16 protein-coding genes are annotated in these 22352 nt (G+C 51.7%); 4 read left to right on the plus strand and 12 right to left on the minus strand.

The genetic code is table 11. The annotated features are described in order from the left end of the window. Positions 1-282: 282 nt before the first annotated feature. The 3 genes from HF324_RS06255 (at position 283) to HF324_RS06270 (ending at position 3816) form a co-directional block, all read left to right on the plus strand. The gene (locus tag HF324_RS06255) at positions 283-2682 is read left to right on the plus strand and encodes a DUF5686 family protein (RefSeq protein ID WP_193114985.1); all 2400 of its coding nucleotides are present in this window, start codon (positions 283-285) and stop codon (positions 2680-2682) included. Between the two features lie 98 nt (positions 2683-2780). Continuing rightward, a complete protein-coding gene (locus HF324_RS06260) occupies positions 2781-2987 on the plus strand; it encodes a hypothetical protein (protein ID WP_168862136.1) in 207 nt (68 codons plus the stop codon). A gap of 592 nt (positions 2988-3579) precedes the next feature. Continuing rightward, positions 3580-3816: a GlsB/YeaQ/YmgE family stress response membrane protein gene (locus tag HF324_RS06270; protein WP_168862138.1), complete on the plus strand. Its 237-nt coding sequence runs from the start codon at positions 3580-3582 to the stop codon at positions 3814-3816. Between the two features lie 79 nt (positions 3817-3895). Here the strand turns inward: HF324_RS06270 and HF324_RS06275 are convergent, their stop codons facing one another. The 10 genes from HF324_RS06275 to HF324_RS06320 all read right to left on the minus strand — a co-directional run bounded on the left by HF324_RS06275 (position 3896) and on the right by HF324_RS06320 (position 16318). Beyond that, positions 3896-5014, minus strand: coding sequence for a TlpA disulfide reductase family protein (locus HF324_RS06275; RefSeq protein ID WP_168862139.1), 1119 nt, complete (start codon positions 5012-5014; stop codon positions 3896-3898). Between the two features lie 46 nt (positions 5015-5060). After that, positions 5061-6482 (minus strand): RagB/SusD family nutrient uptake outer membrane protein, encoded by a 1422-nt coding sequence (locus HF324_RS06280; RefSeq protein WP_168862140.1) that lies wholly within the window; start codon positions 6480-6482, stop codon positions 5061-5063. A 21-nt stretch (positions 6483-6503) separates the two neighbouring features. After that, positions 6504-9758: a SusC/RagA family TonB-linked outer membrane protein gene (locus HF324_RS06285; RefSeq protein WP_168862141.1), complete on the minus strand. Its 3255-nt coding sequence runs from the start codon at positions 9756-9758 to the stop codon at positions 6504-6506. Positions 9759-10086: 328 nt separating this feature from the next. After that, positions 10087-11280, minus strand: coding sequence for a FecR domain-containing protein (locus HF324_RS06290; RefSeq protein ID WP_168862142.1), 1194 nt, complete (start codon positions 11278-11280; stop codon positions 10087-10089). A 59-nt stretch (positions 11281-11339) separates the two neighbouring features. Continuing rightward, positions 11340-11936, minus strand: a complete 597-nt coding sequence (locus tag HF324_RS06295) for an RNA polymerase sigma factor (RefSeq protein ID WP_168862143.1) — start codon at positions 11934-11936, stop codon at positions 11340-11342. A 59-nt stretch (positions 11937-11995) separates the two neighbouring features. Beyond that, complete coding sequence (locus HF324_RS06300) at positions 11996-12409, minus strand: DsrE family protein (RefSeq protein WP_168862144.1); 414 nt, start codon at positions 12407-12409, stop codon at positions 11996-11998. A gap of 27 nt (positions 12410-12436) precedes the next feature. Beyond that, positions 12437-13372 carry a c-type cytochrome gene (locus HF324_RS06305; RefSeq protein ID WP_220101277.1) on the minus strand — a complete coding sequence of 312 codons (936 nt, stop codon included), beginning with the start codon at positions 13370-13372 and terminating at the stop codon, positions 12437-12439. Continuing rightward, positions 13369-14052 (minus strand): hypothetical protein, encoded by a 684-nt coding sequence (locus HF324_RS06310; RefSeq protein ID WP_168862146.1) that lies wholly within the window; start codon positions 14050-14052, stop codon positions 13369-13371. The genes HF324_RS06305 and HF324_RS06310 overlap by 4 nt, the downstream gene beginning before the upstream one ends. Positions 14053-14150: 98 nt before the next feature. After that, positions 14151-14969 carry an AraC family transcriptional regulator gene (locus HF324_RS06315; RefSeq protein ID WP_168810548.1) on the minus strand — a complete coding sequence of 273 codons (819 nt, stop codon included), beginning with the start codon at positions 14967-14969 and terminating at the stop codon, positions 14151-14153. 137 nt (positions 14970-15106) lie between these two features. Beyond that, entirely contained in the window at positions 15107-16318 is a 1212-nt protein-coding gene (locus HF324_RS06320) for a Gfo/Idh/MocA family protein (protein ID WP_168810551.1), read from the minus strand. 129 nt (positions 16319-16447) lie between these two features. Here HF324_RS06320 and HF324_RS06325 point away from each other — a divergent pair, with 129 nt between their 5' ends. Further along, the gene (locus HF324_RS06325; protein WP_168810553.1) at positions 16448-17206 is read left to right on the plus strand and encodes a rhamnogalacturonan acetylesterase; all 759 of its coding nucleotides are present in this window, start codon (positions 16448-16450) and stop codon (positions 17204-17206) included. Positions 17207-17332: 126 nt separating this feature from the next. Here the strand turns inward: HF324_RS06325 and HF324_RS06330 are convergent, their stop codons facing one another. Together HF324_RS06330 and HF324_RS06335 are read right to left on the minus strand one after the other, a co-directional pair. After that, on the minus strand, positions 17333-19093 hold the full coding sequence (locus HF324_RS06330) for a RagB/SusD family nutrient uptake outer membrane protein (protein ID WP_168862147.1): 1761 nt from the start codon (positions 19091-19093) through the stop codon (positions 17333-17335). After that, positions 19090-22350 carry a SusC/RagA family TonB-linked outer membrane protein gene (locus HF324_RS06335; protein ID WP_220101278.1) on the minus strand — a complete coding sequence of 1087 codons (3261 nt, stop codon included), beginning with the start codon at positions 22348-22350 and terminating at the stop codon, positions 19090-19092. Before HF324_RS06335 ends, HF324_RS06330 begins: the two co-directional genes overlap by 4 nt. Positions 22351-22352: the final 2 nt, after the last annotated feature.

The following is a 22352-nucleotide window of genomic DNA, read 5'->3' on the forward strand; positions in this document are numbered from 1 at the left end:
ATATTTGTTTTTTTACTTACAAAAGTTGGTTATAAGCATGTTGTGATAAAAATAGGTTTAACAGTTGTAGTCACCTTTTAATGCCGGGGTACTGTTTTCAATAATTCTTTCAGAGAGATGGGGGGATGGTGTGATATTTATCGTCTTATTAGTACTACAACTGTTATATTGATGCCGCAAACCTTCATCTGTATTTGCAAGGGATGGGTCGTGTTATTTTGGTTGCTATTGACCGCAAATGAGGTTTGGGCACAGCATTCTGCTACAACGAGCGGGAAGGTGGTGAACAAATTTACCGAAGAGCCGTTACCATTCGCTACTGTTTACTGGAAATCCGCCGGTTACGGCGTGATGACCGATAGTGCCGGTCATTTTAAGCTGGCGCGCAGCTCCCGCCGGGAAGACACACTGGTAGTGCGTTACGTGGGATATGATCAGAAGATGGTTCCGCTGGCGGCTACTGATGTTCCCTCTCTGTTGATACAGATGGAGGCTACCATGAAGCCTGGTGTGGAGGTAAAAGCAAAATTGGACAAGGGGCTGGTATGGTGGCGGCAGATAATAGCCCGCAAAGCGGCCAACGCGCCCGGCCACTACGATAGTTATTATGCCGAACTGTATAACAAACTGGAGATAGATATTTCCAATATCGACAAACGACGCTGGGAGAAGTCGCGTTTTATGAAACCCTATGCCTTTGTCACGCAGCGGATTGATTCCACTTCCGAACAAAGTCCTTTCCTTCCCGTTTTCCTGAGTGAATCCGTTTCCGATTATTATGTGTCCGGCAGCCCGTCCCGCGTAAGGGAAGAGATCCGTGCCCTGAGCAGCAGCGGTGTTAAAAATGAGTCGGTGATGGAATATATGGGGGGCATCAACCAGAAAATCAATACCTATCAAAACACGATGCCTGTCTTCGGACGTGAATTTATCAGTCCGCTTAGCAGCGTGGGAGACCGCTACTATCACTACAAAGGGCTGGATACCGTTACCCGGAACGGAGAGCAGTTTTATCACCTGGCATTTACCCCCCGCCGCGAAGGCGAAAACCTGTTTGCCGGCGATTGCTGGATACAGGCCTCCACCTGGGCGATACAGAAGATCAGTTTGTCGGTGGCGGGTGCCGTGAATATCAATTTCGTAAAGCGGCTGGATATTATCCAGGAGTTTACGCAGCAGCACGAGAAAGAATGGGTGGTGGCGAAAGACCGCTTTGTGGTGGAGCTGGCGCCATTGGGGAAATCCAGGACGACCTTCATCGGCCGTAAGACAACATTGTACCGCAACGTTGCTATCAACCAGGATTTTATTACCACTAAGCTCAGCAACAACCGCAGGAATGAAGAAGTGGTGATTGCGGACAGTGCGACCGCCGGAGGGAAAGCATATATGGAGCAGCACCGGCCGGAGACATTGACCCGCAATGAAAAACATGCTATAACGCTGGTGGACACACTAAAATCGATGCCTTCTTTCAGGCGGTTGAGCAATACCATTACCTTCCTGGTGGATGGTCATATCAAGCTGGGGAAAGTAGAGATAGGGCCGTGGTATAAATGGGTGAGCCGCAACCGGGTGGAAGGAGCGAGAGTACGGTTCGATCTGGGCACCACCACTGCCTTCAGCCGTAACTGGCGGTTGAACGGCTACCTGGCCTATGGCATGAAAGACGAGTCTCTCAAGGGAAAGATGGCGGTATCCTATACCTGGCCTAAAGACAACGGTTGGCAGGTGTTTGCTTCCTATAAAGACGACCTGGATAATAATCAACGTGGATTTAACGGAGAAGAAGTATCACTCGACAATATTTTTGGTCAGCTGGTACGCCGGCGCGGCATTCCGCAGAAGTTCATGCGCGAGGCTGATATGCGGGTGTCTGTCCTCAAACAGTTCCCGCAGGAGTTCTCGTTACAGAGTACCGTCTCCCGTACCTGTTATACCACCTTTGAACCTTTGCCTTCGCATAAAATTTTCCTGCTGACAGAACACGAAAAGGTAGTCAATACCGAGCTGCAGCTCAAATTCCGGTATGCGCCGGGGGAGAAAGAGATACGTACCTTCCGTAAAACGAGGCGGGTACGCAGTAATCTGCCGGTGGCAGAGGTAGGCTATTCGCTTGCCGGGGCGGGCGTACTGGATAGCAAATACCAGTATCATAAGCTGAATATGAGTATCCGGCAGCAGTTTAACCTGACCGGCTGGGGACGTATCAACTACCTGGTATATGCCGGGCAGATCTTTGCCGATAAGCTGCCTTTTATGCTGTTGCAACTACATCCCGGAAACGAAACCTATTATTATAACAAAGAGGCTTTCAGCCTGATGAATAAATATGAGTTCTTCAGTGACCGTTATGCCGGAATCAATATCGAGCATAATTTTAACGGGAAATTGCTGAACCTGCTGCCTTTCATGCGGAGGACAGGCGTACGGCAGTTCTGGAATGTGAAGTCGGTGATCGGCGATTTGTCCTATCGAAACCGTGTGTATAACCAGATGGAATTTGGCCGCTATGGCATGCGGTCGCTTAACGGGAACGTATATACGGAAGTGGGCACCGGTTTCGATAATATTTTCCGTTTCTTCAGGGTAGATGCTGTATGGCGGTTTTATCCGCAGAAAGCGCCGGTATCGAATTCGGGTAACTTCGGCGTGTTTGGGAGCTTCAGATTGCAGTTTTAGTGAGGGGTGCTGATTAATTTTTTTTGAGGGGAAATGGAAAAATTTATATTTGCTGCTACAACCATTATACTATGACCTAAGCAGAGTTTAAAGCGTTGATGGAACTGTCAGAAAGGCAGCGTTATGAGGACCTCACTCCTGAAGCAGCGCTCCGTTCATTCGTTGGAGCCGGTATTCTTGATTGGAACGGTAATTTCAGAGAACCGTATAAGGAGTTAGAAGGTTATTTTACTGAGATGATCCGCAATAGAAGAGCTGATTCAAAGGAGAACGTTGATCCTGAAGAGAATGTTGATCCCCAATAATCAATAACTATGTACGATGTTAAACCCAATCTTGTCATCGGTTTCCATGGATGCGAAGCCGAGGTGAGAGACATGCTTTTATGTAATCCGGATGAATTTAAAATGAGCCAGAAACCCTTTGACTGGCTGGGAAATGGATTCTATTTCTGAGAGAATAATTATTACCGGGCGCTGGAATGGGCGCGTGATTAGCAAAAGCGAGGCGTAATCAGGGAACCTGCTGTTGTCGGAGCAGTATTACATCTCGGGTATTGTTGTGACTTCATGGAAACAGAGTACCTTCGGTTATTATCCAATTATCATAGAAATATGATGGAGAAATACGATGCTTTGGGAATCCCGTTGCCGGAAAACAGAAATTTGCCAGGACATGAATCTGGCGACAAAGTATTACGATACCTCGACTGTGCGGCGATTGAATTCATGCATGAGGAAATTTGGAGAACGTCGCTGATGCCTTAGGTCTGTCAACCTATTACAAACTAATAATTTAACATCCGTAAATCCCTATCCTCTAGCTTGTATTAACAAAAAATAACAAATAACAAGAAAATTTTACCTTATATTGATAAGTACATTAAAACCCATCATTATGATCTGGACTATTATTATCGGAGGCATCGCTGGCTGGCTGGCCGGTAAAATTATGCGTGGTGACGGATACGGGATTATTATCGATATTCTTCTGGGCGTCGTTGGCGGCTGGCTGGGTGGCTGGATTTTCGGTAAGCTGGGGCTGCATATAGGCAATAGCTTGATCGGCTCACTGGTAGTGGCGCTGATCGGCTCCATTATATTGATTTGGCTGGTACGTCTTGTGAAAAAATGATAACATCTGCCTGAATGTATGACAAAGGGCCGGCAATTAATCGCCGGCCCTTTTGTATTTCCAACCTTAACAACTTTCATCAGTTCATCAGCTCCGCCAGTTTTTTCTCCAGGGCTTCGCCACGGAGATCGCTGACAATAATTTTACCCTCTTTGTCCAGCAGGAAGTTAGCGGGAATACTCCGGATGCCGTACTGCTGCGCTACGGCATTGTTCCAGTATTTCAGGTCAGATACATGCGTCCAGGTGAGATTGTCTGCCTCAATGGCTTTTAACCAGGCTTCTTTGTTCTGGTCCAGTGATACGCCCAGGATGGTAAACCCTTTGTCTTTGTATTGCTGATATGCTTTCACCACATTGGGGTTTTCTCCGCGGCAGGGCCCGCACCAGGACGCCCAGAAGTCAATCAGCACATACCGGCCCTTAAATCCGGAGAGGCTTACCGGCTTTCCGGCCACATCGTTCTGCGTGAAATCGGGGGCCATAGCGCCCACGGCGGTGGCTTTGGCGATCTCCAGCCGCTTCGCGAAGTCAACGCCCGCTTTGGTGTTTTTAACAGCAGCAGCAAGGCCGTTAAAAACGTGAGCGATAGCATTATAGTCGATCCGGGAGCCGGCGATCTCTTTTAACGCTACGAGACTGAAATAACTTTCCGGATGCTGACGGATATATTCCTGCTGTATTTTTTTCTTTTCTTCTGTAACGGGTGCTGCTATCGCCATAAGGCTGTCGCGCAGTGCGCTGCCCTTTTTCTCTTCGTTGGTAGCCCGCGCCCATCTGGCGTCGAGGCTTTTCATGATGGCCTCCTGCGGCGCTAACTGTTGTTGATATACCTTATAGGCATCGTTGATCGGGGAGTGACTGATCCGTGCGTTTTTAACGGAATCTTTGGCCGTTACCTGCATACTGCCGCGGTCAATATAACAGGTCAGCGCATCCATGCGGGCGGATAGCCCTTCGCCCTGGTGGGCTACAGACAGCGTGGCCATTATCGGGGAAGTGGCAGTGCCTTTAAATTCGAAACGTCCCTTTTTTATGATGGCGGAATCCAGCATGTTGCCACTGGCAGTACGGTAGGAGAGATAGATGGTGGCAGGCGCGTTTAATTTTCCGATGCTGCCTTTGATGGTGAAGCTTGAGTCCTGCGCCATCATCGTGAAGGGCCAGATGAGTAACGAGGTGACCAGTAGTTTTTTCATGTTGTTGGTACTTTGATTTTTATCAGAAAGCGTTTATAGACGGCCGTTAGTTAAGATAGGCGTCGTTTTGTGTGAGCCTTGGATTGGCCTTGATCTCCATGTCCGGGACAGGATATAATACGGAGCCGGGCTTCCAGGTATCGGGTGGAGAGAGCGGTTTTAAAACGGCTTCCGCCCGGTGTGTCCGTTTCAGGTCCAGCCAGCGGTGCCCCCATTCCGCGAAAAATTCTGACTGCCGCTCTTTTTCGACGGCCAGCAACAGGGCAGCCTGGTCGGCAGCAATGGTAGGATCAAGGCCTGCGCGGCTGCGCACCACGTTAAGGTCGGCCTGCGCGGCTGTGACCTTACCAGCCTGGTGTGCACGGGCTTCTGCTCTGATCAGGTATTGTTCGGTTAACCGGAAAACGATATAATATTCCGTGAGGGCGCCACTGCCGGCTTTATACTTAGCGGCATAGGCCCAGGAGGGATTGTCAGCACTGCTGAAGCCGATCCAGGCTGTTTTGCGGTTGTCGCCTGTTTCAAAGGCATTTAACAACTGCGGCGTCAGCTCATAGTTGGGCCTGGTATTAGGTGTGGTAAGAAATTGTCCGCCTTCAGTGGTGTTGGCGTTGGCAATCACTGGTTGCAACTGCCAGATCGCTTCAGGGCTTTCCTTTTTAAACACCTGCTCCAGCGCAGGCAGGGAAGCGCCGTACATACCTGAATTAATGATAAAGGAGGCTTCGTTTTCCGCTTCCAGCCAACGGTTGTTATATAAATAAGCTCTTGCCAGCAATGCGGCGGCTGTATAGCGGTTGGGCCTCAACCGTTCTCCGGTGGGATACTTGTCGGTCAACAGCGAACGTGCATCTTTCAGGTCGTTGATGATCTGTTCCCATACAGCTGTTGCAGGTGTCCGCGGCAACAGCATATTTTCCTGGTACTTCGTATCCAGTACCAGGGGCACATCTCCAAAAAGATTAACCAGGTAGAAATAACAGAAGGCGCGCATAAACCGGGCTTCTCCTGCCAGCTGTGTCTTTACGCTGTCCGTCATGCCGGTCGCGGTTTTCAGTCCTTCAATGATGGCGTTGACACGGTAAATGTATTTATATCCATCAGACCAGAAGCTGCCGACATAACGGTTGTCCGGTGTAAGCCCGTGATCGGAGAACTGCTGAAAGGTAGGGGCAGTGGTATTGTTCTGCGTCCAGGTGATTTCATTGGCAGACATGCCGGCAAGCGCCGACATGGAGAAACAAACGAAAGATCCGCTGCTGCCGTACTGATCGTTCATCATGCTGATATAAACAGACAGCATGGCGGACGTAGCTGATTTATCATTGGTGAATACCTTGTCGCTGGTCAGGATATTAGGCGGGTTTTCTACGGTGACAAACTTTCTGCACGAAGAAAAAGTGATGATCAGTACAAGGAGGTATGTCCATTGCCTGAAACCGGGTATATGAAGAAATGTATTTTTCATGATGATCATTTTTAAAAATAGTTAGAAGGATACCTGCGCGCCTACTGTTAACATCCTCATGGGAGGCATGCTGGTGAAAGTCATGGTTTCGGGATCACCGATTTTGTAACGCGTGAACGTCAGCAGGTTCTGGCCCTGTGCATATACACGGAGGTTTTCCGCTTTGATCCTGCGGGCAATGCTTTTATCAAACTGATAGGACAGGGACACATTTTTCAGTCGTACAAAAGACGCATCGGTAATACGGGCGTCGGAGTAGTTGGCGTAATAACTATAGGTGGTAACGGCAGCGCCGGTGGTAGCGAAACGTTGCACATCAGTGATGTCACCGGGATGCTGCCAGCGGTCGAGTACTTCCACCGGCTGGTTAGTGCGGGCGCCCGGTGCCTGGAACAGGATACTGGTTTTACCCTGTTGCTTTACAAAATGGAAGAAGAAATCGAGCGTCCAGTTTTTGCAGGTAATCGTGTTTTGCAAACCACCGTAGTGGCGCTGTGCGAGATCATGTGTTTCCGTCTGATCTTTAGGAATGGCCATACCGCCCAGCTTATGCATGCCTGTGGCCGGGTCTACGCCGAGGTATTTCACCCATTTGGAAATGGTGACCGGTTGCCCGATCGTCCAGACGCTGCCGTAGTAGGTGTCTTCCAGCCCGGGATAAGCAATGAGTTTATTCCGAGGAATGGTGATGTTGAAGCTGGTTTTCCAGCTGAAGTTTTTCCGTTCTATGTTGGTGGTATTGATCATCAGCTCCCACCCGGAGTTTTGCAGAATAGCATCGCGGTTGGCATTCACATAATCGAAACCTACCTGGGAAGGAAGCGTCAGTCCTGTAAGCTGGTTGTCTGTTTTCCCGAGGTAATAGTTCGCGTTCACATAGATACGTTCTTTCAGGAAAGACAGTTCCAAAGCGGCTTCCCACTTGCGGTTACGCTCCCAGGCATAGTTGGGATTGTCGAGGCTGGAGGGATAAAGGCCGCTGGAGCCCTGGTAGGGTAGCGCAGCATTGGTGGGCGACCACTGTGAGAGGTATTGATAATCCCCGATGCGGTCGTTGCCGGTAACACCCATGCTGGCCCTTATTTTACCGAAGCTGAGAAAAGGCAGTCCTTTCATAAAACTTTCTTCTGTAAATATCCATCCTGCGCCGATGGCACCGAATGTACCAAACTGTTTGCCCGGCCCGAACCTGCTGGAGCCGTCATGTCTGGCGGAAATGTTCATGAGGTATTTACCGTCCCAGTTCAGGCTCACGCGGCCGAACAGTGCTGCATAGTGGTATTTGCTGTAGCCGCTGGTCACACTCTTTACGGAAGCGGGACCGGGTGTCATCAGCAGGTCGTCGTTTGCATAGCCGCTGGCGCTGATTTTGGTTTCCTGGTTCAGTTGCTCCTGGAAGCTGCCGCCGGCCAGCACCTGTACGGCTGCTTTGCCCCAGGTGCGGGCATATTCGGCCTGTGGTTCGATGATCCAGTTACGGGTGTTTTTACTGAAGAAGTCGGCGGTGCTGTTTAACGTAGCACTGTAAGGACTTTGTGATTTAATGGGATTGGTGGCCGTCTGTTCCAGTCGCAATGAGTTATAGCCTGCATCCAGTTTCAACTGAAGGCCGTCTATGATTTGGTAGCGCACGTTCATGCTGCCAAGCAGGTTCTCTGTGTTGGCAACGAATTTTTTCAGTGTATAGGCCAGCGGGTTAGAGAAATTGATGCCTTTATCGCGCCATACGAGATTGCCATCGGCATCCCAGGGAGACGGGGCATTGGGTATTGTCGACAGGAACTGCATCAGGTCTGTGGTGGAGATATTGTTTTTATCGGTACTGTAGCCGGCATTAAACGAGATGGAGAATTTACTGTCTGCCGAGTGGTGGGCCATATTGGCATGTACATTTCCGCGGTTGTCGGACATATTGCCGTAGTAGATGGGTGTTTCGCGGTGGAAGCCGGTAGCAAGCGAGAACTGTGTCTGCTGGCTGCCGCCGGAAATACGTACCTGCGCATCGTTGCTGCGGGCTTGTTTGCCGAGCAGCAGTTTACCCCAGTCGGTATAGCGGGAGGTGTCCCATACCATCAGATCGGTGGCGTTGGAAGCGGTAGGCACAATATTATCGTTGGCAAATGCTTCCTTTCGCATGGACACGTACTGCTGTGTATTCAGCATTTTGGCCATGCGGGTAGGCCGTGCCCAGCCGGTATAATAGGAGGCGTCTACGCTGGTTTTGCCGGCTTTGGCCTTGCGGGTGGTAATAAGCACTACGCCGTTGGCGCCTCTGGAGCCATAGATGGCCGTAGCGTCGGCATCTTTCAGTACTTCAATGCTTTCGATGTCTGCGGGGTTAAGGCTCACGAACGGGCTCATACCGGAGGTGGCGCCGAAAAGGCCGCCCATGGTTTGGGCGGATATGCCGTTAGCGAAAGTGACGCTGCCGAGGGAGTGTGCAAAGGGAACGCCGTCAATCACATACAGTGGTTCTGAACCGGCGCCGAGAGAGCTTTTCCCCCGGATGATCACACTTACGGGAGCGCCTGCCAGTCCGCTCGTCTGAGAAATCTGTACGCCCGGCATTCTGCCGCTTAGGGCCAGCAGCGGACTTTCGACCGGCTGCTTACGGATATCTTCGCCTTTGATTTTGGCGATGCTGCCGGTAGTCATACGCCGCGTGGTAGTGCCATAGGCGATGACCTGTACGTCGTCCAGCACACTGGTGGAACGCGCCAGTATGATGCTGATGTTATGACCCGCCAGTACTGCCGCTGTCACCGGAAATTCTTTCTTTTCATAGCCGATGAAGGTGATGCTCAGGATATCCCCTGTATTGACAGACAACGTAAATACACCATCCGCATTGGTGACACAGGAACGGGTGGTGCCTTTTACCACGACCGTCGCGCCGGGCAGTGGCTGTCCGTCCGCACCGGTGATCCGGCCGATAATCGTTTGTGCTACAACAGCCGGGATGACGTTGACAGGTGCTGGTTTGTCTTTGGCATATACAAAAACGGTTTTGCCCTTGATGGCGTACTGGAGAGGCTGTGACTGGAAAACAGCGGCGAGAAATTTTTCCAGCGGTACGTTTTTGTTGTTAATGGTAACGGTGTTGGCTGTACGAAGCAGCGGTTCGGTATACATAAACACGTATCCTGTTTGCTGTTTTACAGCGGAGAAGACCGTTTCCAGGGGGACGTTTCTCCCCGAGAAACTGATGTTCTGGGATAACCCTTTAGCACAAACGTGCAGGAAACCGGTGGTCAATAGCACCATGATTAACTTCATGACGAGAATGATTTTGGTGATGTCGGGGCACTTCCGGGCCCTCCGCGCATGAATCGCAGAATTTTGCATAAATTCGTTTGGTTTGGTTGATGAATAAGTAGTCTTTACGGGATCTTGTCTTTTTTACTCAGCCAGATATTTCGCCGGAAGTGCTTCCAACGCTTCCGGTTTTTTGTTGGATGAATTTTTTTAATCGGTTTTAATGGTGATGGTATGACGTACAACATCCCTTCGCGCCGCGGCAGCGGCGTTGTCAATAATACATTGAGCTTTACGGAATGATTGTTTTAATAGATGGTTGATTTAGCACAGGTCGCGCTTCCACAGGTCAGCCTTTCACTGTTAAGATACTGTCCTGCAGCCTGAATTTTATGCCCATCGCTTGTAGCATCTCTAATACATCTGACAGATTTACATTTTTATACATTTCTCCTTTAAAAATAATGTCTGAAACAGGACCGTCGTACACCACCCTGATGCCGTACCAGCGTTCCAGCTGGCGCATGACCGTGCGCACGTCTGCCCCGTTGAAATTGAACAGGCCGTTTTTCCAGGCAAGAATTTTATCCATATCGGTGTTGGCGCTGATGTTGACGATGGTATCATGGCTGTGGGCCGCTGCCTGCTGCCCTGGCCGCAGCTGCCATTCCCGGCGGTATGCTTTCACTTTTACGCTGCCGGTGACCAGCGTAATTTTCGTATAGTCTTCATCTTTATAAGCGTTCACATTGAAGCTGGTGCCCAGTACCCTGACGGTAACATCGTTGGCGGTCACCAGGAAAGGCTGGCTGGCAGATGGTGTTACTTCGAGATAGGCTTCCCCGGAAATTTTCACCTGGCGTTCATTCCGGGTAAACGCGGCGGGGAAAGTGATGGAAGACGCTGCGTTGAGCCACGCTTTAGTCCCGTCGGGCAGTGTCACCTGGTATTCACCTCCTTTGGGGGTGCTGATGGTATTCCACCGGGTGGTGGTATCGGCTCCCGACTGATGCTGGTAGGCCAGTTGCCCGTTGGCGAGCTTCACTACCCGTGTACCGCCTTGTTGGGCAATGATCCCATCGGCCGCCTGCTCAAGGTGAATACTACTGCCGTCGGAAAGCGTCAGCATCGCTTTGTTGCCGCCAGGGCCGATGTTGACAGTGTTCTTTACCACCTGTTGTTGAGTGGACCGGCCGGATGGCAGCAGGTAGACGGCTGCAGCTGACAGGCCGGCGACCACTACCACAGCGGCAGCGATCTTTCGCCACGGCAGCGAAAAAATATGGGATGGTGCTTTGGTGGCCGCGGGCACGGCATGTATCTGTTTAGACAGCCGTTGCTGTAACCTTTCCCGCACCTCCGGCATTTCAGTAGCCATGACGTCATACCGCCCTGTTTCCAGATCTTGCTGCAACATGCCGGCCATTTCCTCCGCCCGGCGGGGATCGCGCAGGGCGGCCAGCAGCTGTTGCCGGCCTTCCGGTGTAAGGCTGCCGGTGGCGTAATCGTCCAGTAATTGCTGTAATGTTTCAGGTGTCATCATGGCTGTTATCTATAAAGACCCGGTTTTTTGCGGGGAGGGTGGTTATGCGGAAAAAAAAATTACGGGAACAGGGTGGTGACGAGGAAAGTCAGCAGGGAAAGCATCGGCCGGCCGTGGCGTGCCATATAATGCCGGAGAAAATGAAGGGCTTTCACAATATGTTCCTTGACGGTATTACGGGAAATCTGCAGCTCCTGGCCAATCTGGTCGTAGCCTTTTCCCTCAAGACGGCTCATGGTGAATACCTGCCGGCGTGCGGGCGGCAGCTGGGAAATGCCATGCATCAGTAAGGTGTGTATTTCCCGGTATTCGGCCTGCTGGTCAGGGAGCCAGATGTCATCGGCGGGATGGATGTCTTCCAGGGAGGCTGTTGCTTCCAGTCTTTTCCGGATGATTTTTAACAGGCGGTTGCGGGTAACGATGAAGAGGTAGTTCGGGAAATGATCGATATCCGGGAGTTTTTCACGGCTGTTCCAGATGTCCATGAAAACATCCTGCGTCATTTCTTCCGCTGCCGGCAATGATTTGGCGTATGTCAATGCGTGCCCGTACACCCTTGTCCAATAACGGTCTACCAGCACGCTGAAAGCCATCTCGTTGCCGGCCGCTATCTGTCGCAGTAAAGCCGGTTCGTTATGAAATTCGCTACTATCCAACTAAATATCTGATATATAGTTGTAAACATAGAATAAAATCATGAGAATCCGGTCATGTGTCAATGGGCCACTTTAATATAACCCCATCCTTCTCTTTGTTTGGTGATGATCTCATAAATGGCGTCCGGCACTACCTGTACGCCGGGCAGCAGATCGCTGGCGGTTTTGTTGTTTCGTTTCATCGTAGCGCCGCACACTTTAAAGCTCACATTCTTGTGATGGCTGAGTAATTCGTTCACCGCAGGTGCTACGCCGGACTTATCTTTTAACACCATATCGAGGGCGTCTCCGTATATCGCTACTTCCAGTTGCGCGTCAGGAGCGCCTTTCAGGATACCGTTCAGCTGCCGTAAAAGGGTTTGTTGTGCTTCAGGCGTTTTGCTGGTGATGTCGAAAATAACTTTGTAGTCGGCCTGTGCCAGGCAAACGATGCTGCCCAGCAGGAAGGTAAGCATGATCAACAGTTTTTTCATACCAGATGGTTTTAGGTGAAACGGATATTATTTTTTGTGGTGCCGTGCAATGGGGCCGAAGGGGCCATATTTGTGCTGCACAGCGGGGAAGGTGTCGCTGAAAGGGCCAAAGGGATGGTCCGGTGGTTTGGTCCGGATATCGGGCCAGTCGGCCGGAAAGGCTTTTGCCGGCCGTGGTTGCGAATTCACGAAGGCTGCCACATTCCAGGCATCTTCATCGCTGAGCAGCGGATGCTGATCATCGACGCCCAGGGGCATGTTGTATTTCACATATCCGGCAAACCTCGACAGCCGGTATAAGCCGGCGCCGGTGTTATAGCTGCCGGGCCCCCATAGCGGCGGGTAACGGTATTCCGTTGCCCCGGCAGGGCGCTCGCCATAACCATCGGCGCCATGGCACCGCTGGCACTGTTGGAGGAAAACGGCTTCCCCTTTCACCGTATCAGCAGCTACCGGCAGATAGGGCAGTTCACGGATACCGCTACCGGGCGTTTTATATCCTTTGGGAAGATCTTTTCCCAGCCATTGTATATAGGCGATGATGGCCTGCAGCTCCGGACTGTTGCTGTCAAGGGCGGCGCCGTTGAGACTTCTCACAAAACAATCGTTCACTTTTTTGGCGATGGATTCCACCGTGCCGCTTCTGGCCCTGAACTTCGGATAGGTGGAGGCGGTACTGCCATAATTATTGCCCCATGGTTTGGTGCCGGCGTCCAGGTGGCAGTTCTGGCAGTTCATGCCATTGCTGATCTGCGCCACGCTGCCCTGTGGACCAAGGTATCGGGCGGTATGCGCTATCAGCGACCGGCCATAGCGTATCCGGTCGCCTTCGGCGGTATGCGGGATCATGGCGGTATCAGGCGCCTGCCATAATTTTTCCGGTAAGGGACCTGCGCGGCGGCAGCTATACAGGGCGGTGAGCAGCCCCATTAAAAAAGTGACGTAACACTGTTTGTTGGTCATCCTGTAAAACAATAACCACAGTTCTTTTCCTGTGCCCGCCCCAGCGCCCACATGCCGGACGGCACCACGTCGATGCCCGGCAAAACGCCGGCCAGCCATTCGTTCTTAACGGCCGTCGCATCCAGTGACATTTCTTTTGCCACAATAGCGCTGTACACGGTAATGGCCATGTTGCACACGGCAAACAACACACCGTGGGACTGTAACTGATCAATGCCTATCTCCACTTCACCGATGCCCGGAACACTAAAATCTCCCGGTTGCGGCTGCCAGAAAGGATTACGGACAGCAGGTGCTTTTGTTTTAGGATCGTCTACCTTGAACAGCTGCCCGAATTTGTATTTCTCCCACAGCTCATCTTTCATCGCATAAGGGATGCCGTCATGCCGCAGCACCACCACCGCACAACAGTCTTTCTCCGGCACGCCGGTAGCCTGGTTGGTCAACAGAAAAACTTTGGCCCATGCAAAGGGGAACACCTCATGCGGACGGGTAACGTCCAGTACAATGCGGTGTTTCCCTTTGATTTTATTGGCCCATGCATCGGGAGTGTCGGTGCTCATATGTTTGCTTTCCTGTGCCAGTGTGGCGAAAGAAGGGATACTCAGCAGCGTGGCGCCCGTCAGCATTTTTCCGAGGAAGTCGCGTCGGTTGGTACCCCCGTTTGGTGTATGATTCATAGCTTAAAAATTTGAGGTTATAGTATGGCTATCACCTGACACGGTCAAAATACCTGAAGAGAAGTAATATAAATGTAAAGAAACAGGAAAAGCGCTTATCAGATAAAAGTGACAAAATCTAAAGCGGATGGTGGTAACAAATCAGGGAACTGATGTGGTAAGCGGTGGGTGAAATAGCGGAATTCATTGATAAAATGCGTCTGATCACAATATCCGGCTTTATGCGCCAGCAGCTTCCATTGCGGGTACCGCATCCGCGCTATGTAATCGATGGTTTTTCTGAAACGGACCAGCCGGCAGAACATTTTCAGGTGCAGCCCCGTCTGGTCCAGGAACGCCCTTTCCAGCGTACGTTTGGTAAGGAATACCTGCGCTTCCAGTTGCCGGATGGTAATGTTACCGTTGGCCGCAAGGATAAGCTGAATGGCATCTTCGATACGACAACCATTTCCGGGTGCTGCTGTTAACTGCGCCAGCAGCCAGGATTCCAGCAATGTTACCTGTTGCTCCGGCGTAGTACAGGAACTGATCTCCGCTATGGCGGATGCCGTACCCGGGCCGAATACGGTGGTGAGGTCGGTGCTCCGGTCACAAAACGGTTGCGCAGACAGGCGGAACAACCGGGACCAGCTGCCCGGCCTGAAATGAGCGGCCAGCAGCTGCATACGACCATCGACGCGCCATTCGCTGACCTGGCTGCGGGGGCCTGAAAGCGTAGCGGAGGGTAAATACTCCTGCCGGGCAACATCATACAGGGTACGCTCAGGGCCGGGATTGAACCACATGCTCTGCATAAAATGCGGGAGGACCGTCAGATACCGGACTTCTTCTGCGGGGAAATCACATGTGATCATCTGCCACGAAAGCAGATCATCCTGCAGCCGCCGATGAGGCCGGAATGTTTGCACCTTGAACATAGGCAAAGGTTTCTTTGGGGCACAGTGAGATCTGGTGCAAAGATCCGCTTTTTCACGCAAAGTGCGCAAAGAAAGTAAAGAACGCAGAGGTTTGTTTAAAATATTTTAAGAGGCATCGTATTCCGGTTTAAGATATTTTAAGAAGCATCGTATTCCGGCTTCCAGGACTGGCTGGCGCCCGTTTCGATGGCTTTGTTAGCCATATGCACCGCTATTGCGGCTATTTTGCCTGTTTCCGCACTGGAAGCAGGGGGGATATTTTTACGGATGCTTTCTGCGAAAGCCAGCAACGCGGAAGTGGTCGGCTCCGGCACCGGTTGACCAGCAACGCCGAATGTCAGCGGGGCGCCTTCCCCGGCCTGATCGGTTTTGGTGGCGCCGGTAACACCATCTACCACCGCCAGCTCCTTTTTCCCTCCTTCACTGTAGACAAACGCTTTATCCCGCTGTATCTCAATGGTGCCACGATCGCCCAGCACCCGGATAGCATACCCTTTGTAAGCATTGCTAAGGATAGAAGACACGCTGGCTTTCACGCCGCCGGGATATTCAAAAACGGTCCGCACATTATCCCATGTTTCCCTGCCGTCTTTCCAATAGTCGATGCCTCCCATGCCCACTACGCGCAACGGATGCGCATCCAGCAGGTAATTTACCATATCGATCTGGTGACCGCACAGCTCCGCTACAAGCCCACCGGAGTATTCGCGGTACATGCGCCAGTTGACCAGCCGCTCCAGCGACGGGTCTGGCACAGGGTTCCGCCAGTCGGAATTGCGATGGTACTGGCATTCAAAATGGGTGACTTTTCCCAGCCAGTTTTGCCCGATCACTTCCTTCACCCGGTGATACAGCTCATAATAGCGGTACTGATGACCTACCTGCAACACCAGGCCGCTTTTGCGGACCTGCGCTGCCAGCTGTATCGCCTGCGGGATATCATAAGTCATGGTTTTTTCGAGATATACATGTTTGCCGGCATCCAGCGCATCTTTAGCCATGGGGTAATGCATCGACAGCGGGGTGGCGATGATAACGGCTTCCACTTTTTTATCGTTCAGCAGCTGCCGGTAATCGGTATATGCTTTCGCTCCTTTGGCTGCCAGCGACATGCCCCGCTGCAAATGCGCCGGTATCACATCACAGCAGGCGATCAGTTCCATGCCGGATATTTTCTGCAGTAGTTTGGCTATGCCGCTGCCGCGGTTGCCGGTGCCAATAATGCCGATTTTCAGCGGTGCTGCCGCTGCGTGTCCCAGTACGGGCAGGGTGCTGGTCAACATGGCGCCTGACAGCGCCACTGCGCCTGTATACAAAAATTTTCTGCGGGAAAAATAGTGGTCTTGCATAACCTACAAAATAATCAATTAAATGCGCCGCAGGGCATAAAAGAGCGAGAACGTTCTCGCTCTTTTATGCGGTAAGTGCTGGTATGGCTCTCCGGCGTTGATTATATTTAAGGTGAAAACAAATCCAACATGCGATTAACGAATATCACCAGGATCATGCTGGCAGGCCTGGGCCTGTTGCTTTGCAGTTTCCTGCCACAGCAAAAAAAAGTACGCATCTTCTCTATCGGCGACTCTACCATGTGTGACTATGATGAAAAATACCTCACCGGCTTTGGCGGAGACAGTCTCTATCCTATCCGCGGCTGGATGCAGATGGCCCGCCCGCTTTTCCCTTCTTATGTGGAGGTACACAACGCTGCCCGCAGCGGCAGAAGTTCCAAAAGTTTCCGCACGGAAGGGCATTGGCAAAAAGTAATCGATAGCGTGCAGCAGGGCGATTACGTTTTTATTATGTTCGGCCCGAACGATCAAAAGCCGGATACGGCCAGGCATACCGATCCACATACTACCTTCCGTCAGAACCTGATGAACTACGTTAACGAAGTGAAAGCGAAGAATGCCCGCCCGGTGCTGTTTACCTGCCTTGTACGCCGTAAGTTCGACAACAACGGCAAAGTGGAAAACACACACGGCGATTACGTTGCTGTAGTACGGGAACTGGCGGCCGAAATGAAAGTACCGCTGGTAGACCTGAATAAAAAATCAGCAGAACTGCTGGAAGAATATGGGCCGGAAGCATCGGTGAAATTATTCGTGCACATTCAGCCGGGCATCTTTCCCAAACTGCCAAAAGGCAAAAAAGACGATACGCATCTAAGTGAATTGGGTGCTACCAAAGTAGCGGAAACAGCGCTGAGAGAGTTGAAGGATTTGGGGATTTTTTGATTTACGATTTTTTGATTTCGCAATTCATAAAGAAGAAGACCAAAGCGATTTAATTTTTATCGCTTTGGTCTTCTTCATTTTTACTCCAAAAATCAAAAAATCGTAAATCAAAAAATCCCTAAATGGTCAATATCCATAATCCTGTGTTAGCTTATGATTTGCTTCCAGCGACGTTTGTGGTATCGGTAACAACTCACTGCGGTTAGGGGTGAAAAGCTGTGCCACATTGGTGATCCAGCTGGCGGTGATGGAACTCGCCCAGTTGGCTTTGGCGTAACCTGCAGGCGGCGTGGCAGGAGTCGGCTCGTACAGGGAGTTACCCCATATTACCGTTTGTGATCCGGTTTTATAATACATCACCTGCGGGAGATTGTTGTAAGGAGGCTCCCGTTTCATCATCTTTGTATAGTTGGCCCTTGTTTCCTGGATTTTCTCATAGAGCATGTTCCAGCGGATCAGATCATATTTGCGGATCCCTTCTCCCCCGAATTCAAAAGAACGTTCGTTGACCAGCGCTGTAAAGAAAGCTGCTTTAGTGGAGGGTGTCATCCCTATTTTTGTTTCATTGCCTTTGAACCCTCTTTTTCTCACTTCTTCGTAAGCCGCGATGGCGGCGGCGGTAGGGCCGTTGTTCAGTTCATTTTCTGCTTCCGCGAACATCAGCAGTACATCGGAAAAACGTAACACCGGCCAGTTGATGCCCAGCTGTTGCGCCGTGGTGGTGGGCGCCGGCGTGATCCAGTCCGCACGGAATTTTCCGCTGACCATATTCACCATCGTCTGTACGGTCTTGGTCTTGTCGGCATTGTTATAGTAAGGCGCGGTGGTGACATCGCGGCGGGTATCCAGCGAATCGAAGGAATAGAAGTAGGTGGGAATGATGCGGATGGAACTGTTGCCCAGCTGACCGGCGTTGCCGGCCACATAAAAACGCGGGCCGTCATAATAGCCGAGGTTGCCCGTCAGCCCTGTTGCCATAGCTATTTCGAAGATGACTTCACCATACGGGTCCTGTTTATAGGAATCAAGCCCTTCTTTGAATACTGCCTGGAATACGGGATTCAGCGTGTGTTTATCGCGGCGTTGTATGATGTCGGCGCATTCGTCGCGCGCTATTTTGTAATACTCCTGGTAATCTGCTGTGCGCTCCATTCGGCGGGAAGCGCGCCGCAGCGAATAACCGCCTCTGAACAACGCTATCCTGGCACGCAGCCCTTTTACGGCGCCTTTGGTGATCCTTTCATCTGCTGCTACGCCCGGCTCGTTGCGCCAGGGCACCAGGTCTGCCGCGAGTTTCAGGTCGCTGAGGATACGGCCATAAATACTGTCACGGTCTGTCTTGGGCAGAAAAAGGTCCGGTTGATCGATAGAAGGTTCATACTGCGCAGGCACATCTCCCCAGTTCCTGATCAGTTCAAAATAATACTGCGCTCTCAGGGTGAGTGCTTCGCCATGTAAACGGCGCAACTGCTGCTGTTCGGCGGCGTTGCCTTTGCTGTACAGCTCCATGGCCGGGATATTTTTAATGCAGGTGTTGGCGCGCTCTATGCCTGTGTACAGCTGCTGGAAAGGCCCTGGCAGCTGGGCATTGGTGGCCTGCAGGTTGTAACGGGAGAGGTCGCGGGAGCTGTTGTCGGGTGCGGAGGTATTGGTGACACCGATCATTTCGTCGTTGTCGTACGGGTACATGAGGCTCAACCGGCTCCCGTAGGCCTGCTGATGGGTAAGCGGCTCATAGGCGCCGATGACGGCGCTGGTGGCGTTGGGCACATCGCTGAAAATATACCGTTCATCGAAAGCGGACGACGGCTCTTTATCGAGGAATTTCTTGCAGGAAACAGCCATTGTCAGCAACGCGATACATCCTGCATAGTAAGCTATCTTCATAATGTCAGGTTTAAACCAAAAAAGAAAGAGCGGCTGCGCGGATAAGCGGCATAATCTACCCCCGGCGTAATGGGAGTAGAGCGGCGGGAGTTCACTTCCGGATCGTACCCGCTGTAGCCGGTCAGCACCGCCAGGTTATTGCCGGTGGCGTAAATACGTAGGCTGCTGATTTTTGCTCTGCTCAGCCATTTGGACGGAAACGTGTAGCCGATAGTGATGTTGTTGATCCGGAGGAAGGAGCCGTCTTCTACTGCCCAGGAGGTAGGATAGAAGGCGCCCGCACCGGAAATCGGCATCCAGATGCTGGCGTTGCCGTTCACCGCAGCCAGTTCTTCCGGCGATGCGCCGGTTACCACCTGTTTACCGCCTACGGTGATCACCTGCTGGATAACTTTCCCGCTGTTGTCGATGGTCCGCCAGCGGTCTTCCATAATGCCCAGCATATTGGTGTGACGGGAATAGCCGTTCGTGAACTCTACCTTATTGGCATTGAGGATCTTGTTGCCTGCCACGAAGTTCAGGAATACGCTGAGATCGAAATTTTTGTAAACGAACTGCTGATTAAGGCCGCCGCTGAATTTAGGATTGGCATTGCCGATGATGGTCTTGTCACTTTCATCGATGATGCCGTCGCCGTTGATATCTTTCAGTTTCATCCAGCCGGGCTGGGCTACGCCGATAGCAGTGGAAACATCTGTTACGCCGGGTTTTAGGGTGTATATTTTCGTAGCGGCGTCATAGTTAAAGTCATCCAGGGTGTAAAAGCCGTCATTCACAAAACCATACATGGAGCCCACGGGTTCGCCGGTCCTGACGATAAAGTCCGCCGGTTGTCCGGAGATACCCCAGCCGGAGTTTTTATAGAACTGTGTCAGGTAGCCGGAAAGCGATTCTACTTTATTGCGGTTAAATGCGATGTTGAAATTGGAGGTCCAGCTGAAATCGTTTTTCTGAATGAGGGTGGCGGCCAACTGCAGCTCTATCCCTTTGTTGGAAGTGGTGCCCACGTTTTGCAGCTGTTCGAGGTAGCCCGAGCTGGTGGGGATGCGGATAGGAATGAGCAGGTCTTTTACTTTGTTGTAATACAGGTCGGCGGTGAATTGCAGCCTGTCTTTAAAGAAGGCGGCATCTATGCCGATGTTCCGTGATACGGTGGTTTCCCATTTAAGGTTTTTGTTGGCCAGGCTGTTGGCGGCATAGCCGGGCGTGATCTGTTCATTCAGCGCATACTGTGCGTTGGCGGCGTAGGTGTTCAGGTAGAGGTAATCCCCGATACGGTTGTTGCCGGCGAGGCCATAGCTCAGGCGTAGTTTCAGGTCGGAGATAAAATGCACGTCACGCATAAACGCTTCCTGTGAGATACGCCAGGAGAGGGCTGCGGAAGGAAAGTATCCCCAGCGTTTGTCCGGTGCGAACTTGGAAGAACCGTCGGCACGGAGGCTGGCGCTGAACAGATATTTGTCCTGGTAGTCGTAGTTAACTTTTCCAAAGAACGACAGCATACTGCTTTCCAGCACGGTTGTTTTCGGGAAGAGCGGCACCGTCGTCCCGAGGTTGAATTGTGCAAAGGCTTTTTCCGGTGTGATGCTTACGGGGAAATAACGCAGTTCGTTGTCCAGCATACCTGACGTGGTGGTATATGTTTCTTCTCCCAGCAGTACGTTTATATGGTGCCCGCTTTTTGCCTTGTTCGTGTAGGTGAGCACGTTAGAGTTGTTGAGCGAACTGCGGTTGGTAAGAATGTTGCTGATCAGCGGCAGGTTGGCGCCGTTAAGCCTGGAATTGGAGGTAATAGGACCGTCGAAGGCATTCAGTTCCTGGTTGTTCCGGTCATACCCGATGGTGGACCGGAAAGAGAAATGTTTGTTGAAAGTATAGTTCAGGTAACCGCCAATGTTGAAGATGCGGGTATATCTTTTACGGTATTGAGCATTGCTGAGCAGTACCGGGTTGATGATGCCGAGGCCGTTGCCGGCGTTGGTGTCGTTGTAGTAATCCACATCGTCTTCCTGTTCGGCGTTGGTATTGTCGAGTTCGAAGGGGCGGTATTTGATGGCGTGGCGCAGCCCGTTGTATGCTGAGGCGCCTTCGTTGGAAGAGCCGGCGCCGCTGATGGTTTCATCGCTGTATCTTACGTTGAGACCTATACGTAGTTTGTCATTGGCCCTGTGGTCCAGTTTGAAGTTAATCAGGTTCCGTTTCAGCCCTGCGTTGAGCATGATGCCGTCTTCCTGGTTGTTGGTGTAGGAGAGGTTGAACCGGGTGGTTTTAGTGCCGCCGGCGATGCTGACGTTATGTGTCTGCATCAGTGCTTTGCGGCCGAAGACGTTGTCCTGCCAGTCGATGGTGGGCACGGACTTGTATTTCTCCAGGTCATCTCCGTAGATAGTGGCGAAGGAGAGGCTGTCTGCCGACAGGCCGCGGCTTCTTTCGTACTGGTACAGTACAAATTCGTAGGGTGACAGCACCTTCAGTTTTTTAGGCAGGCTGCGTACGCCTACGGTGCCGTTGTAGCTGACAATTGTTTTGCCTTCTTTACCGTTTTTGGTAGTGATGATCACTACGCCGTTGGCGCCCCGGGCGCCGTAGATGGCCGTAGCGGAAGCGTCTTTGAGCACGTCCACGGATTCGATGTCCTGCGGCGCAATACCGGCGAATCCGTCTTCCACCTGCACCCCGTCGATGATATAGAGGGGAGCGTTGTCTTGTGTGACCGATCCGCCGCCCCGCACTTTAATGGTAAAATCCGATCCGGGCTTCCCTTCCGAGGAGGTGATCTGTACGCCGGCAAGGCGGCCGGTGAGGGCTTCCGCGGCGGAGTTGACCGGGATGTCTTTCAGCTGTTTGGCGTTGACGGAGGATACGGCGCCTGTCAGGTCTTTTCTTCTTACGGTAGCGTAGCCTACCACCACTACATCGCTGATGTTTTTCGTTTCCATGGCCAGGGCTACGTCGATCACCGCGCGGCCGCGGATGGTTTCTTCCCGGGCCACATGGCCGGTATAGGAGAACAGCAGCTTGTCAGCTTTGGCGGGCAGCTTTAGTTTGTAGCGGCCGTTTTCATCCGTGATGGTGGCGGTTTGCGTGTCTTTCACCCGGACGGTGACGCCGATGAGTGGTTTGTGGTCTTCTGCCGAGGTAACCGTTCCCGTGAGGGTGTTTCCCTGCGACTGTGCTGTGGCGGCGGGCGCCAGCCACAGCAGCATACAGACGAACATGCCGGTTAGTTGTTTGATAAAATCCTTTTTATACATCATGA

Origin of the sequence: Chitinophaga oryzae (genome assembly GCF_012516375.2) — a bacterium.
Lineage (GTDB): Bacteria > Bacteroidota > Bacteroidia > Chitinophagales > Chitinophagaceae > Chitinophaga > Chitinophaga oryzae.

Excerpts from the sequence above, each read along its gene's own strand:
- HF324_RS06260 (WP_168862136.1), top strand. The coding sequence starts at position 2,781 with ATGGAACTGTCAGAAAGGCAGCGTTATGAGGACCTCACTCCTGAAGCA.
- HF324_RS06270 (WP_168862138.1), top strand. The coding sequence starts at position 3,580 with ATGATCTGGACTATTATTATCGGAGGCATCGCTGGCTGGCTGGCCGGT.
- HF324_RS06275 (WP_168862139.1), bottom strand. The coding sequence starts at position 5,014 with ATGAAAAAACTACTGGTCACCTCGTTACTCATCTGGCCCTTCACGATG.
- HF324_RS06280 (WP_168862140.1), bottom strand. The coding sequence starts at position 6,482 with ATGAAAAATACATTTCTTCATATACCCGGTTTCAGGCAATGGACATAC.
- HF324_RS06285 (WP_168862141.1), bottom strand. The coding sequence starts at position 9,758 with ATGAAGTTAATCATGGTGCTATTGACCACCGGTTTCCTGCACGTTTGT.
- HF324_RS06290 (WP_168862142.1), bottom strand. The coding sequence starts at position 11,280 with ATGATGACACCTGAAACATTACAGCAATTACTGGACGATTACGCCACC.
- HF324_RS06300 (WP_168862144.1), bottom strand. The coding sequence starts at position 12,409 with ATGAAAAAACTGTTGATCATGCTTACCTTCCTGCTGGGCAGCATCGTT.
- HF324_RS06305 (WP_220101277.1), bottom strand. The coding sequence starts at position 13,372 with ATGACCAACAAACAGTGTTACGTCACTTTTTTAATGGGGCTGCTCACC.
- HF324_RS06310 (WP_168862146.1), bottom strand. The coding sequence starts at position 14,052 with ATGAATCATACACCAAACGGGGGTACCAACCGACGCGACTTCCTCGGA.
- HF324_RS06315 (WP_168810548.1), bottom strand. The coding sequence starts at position 14,969 with ATGTTCAAGGTGCAAACATTCCGGCCTCATCGGCGGCTGCAGGATGAT.
- HF324_RS06320 (WP_168810551.1), bottom strand. The coding sequence starts at position 16,318 with ATGCAAGACCACTATTTTTCCCGCAGAAAATTTTTGTATACAGGCGCA.
- HF324_RS06325 (WP_168810553.1), top strand. The coding sequence starts at position 16,448 with ATGCGATTAACGAATATCACCAGGATCATGCTGGCAGGCCTGGGCCTG.
- HF324_RS06330 (WP_168862147.1), bottom strand. The coding sequence starts at position 19,093 with ATGAAGATAGCTTACTATGCAGGATGTATCGCGTTGCTGACAATGGCT.
- HF324_RS06335 (WP_220101278.1), bottom strand. The coding sequence starts at position 22,350 with ATGATGTATAAAAAGGATTTTATCAAACAACTAACCGGCATGTTCGTC.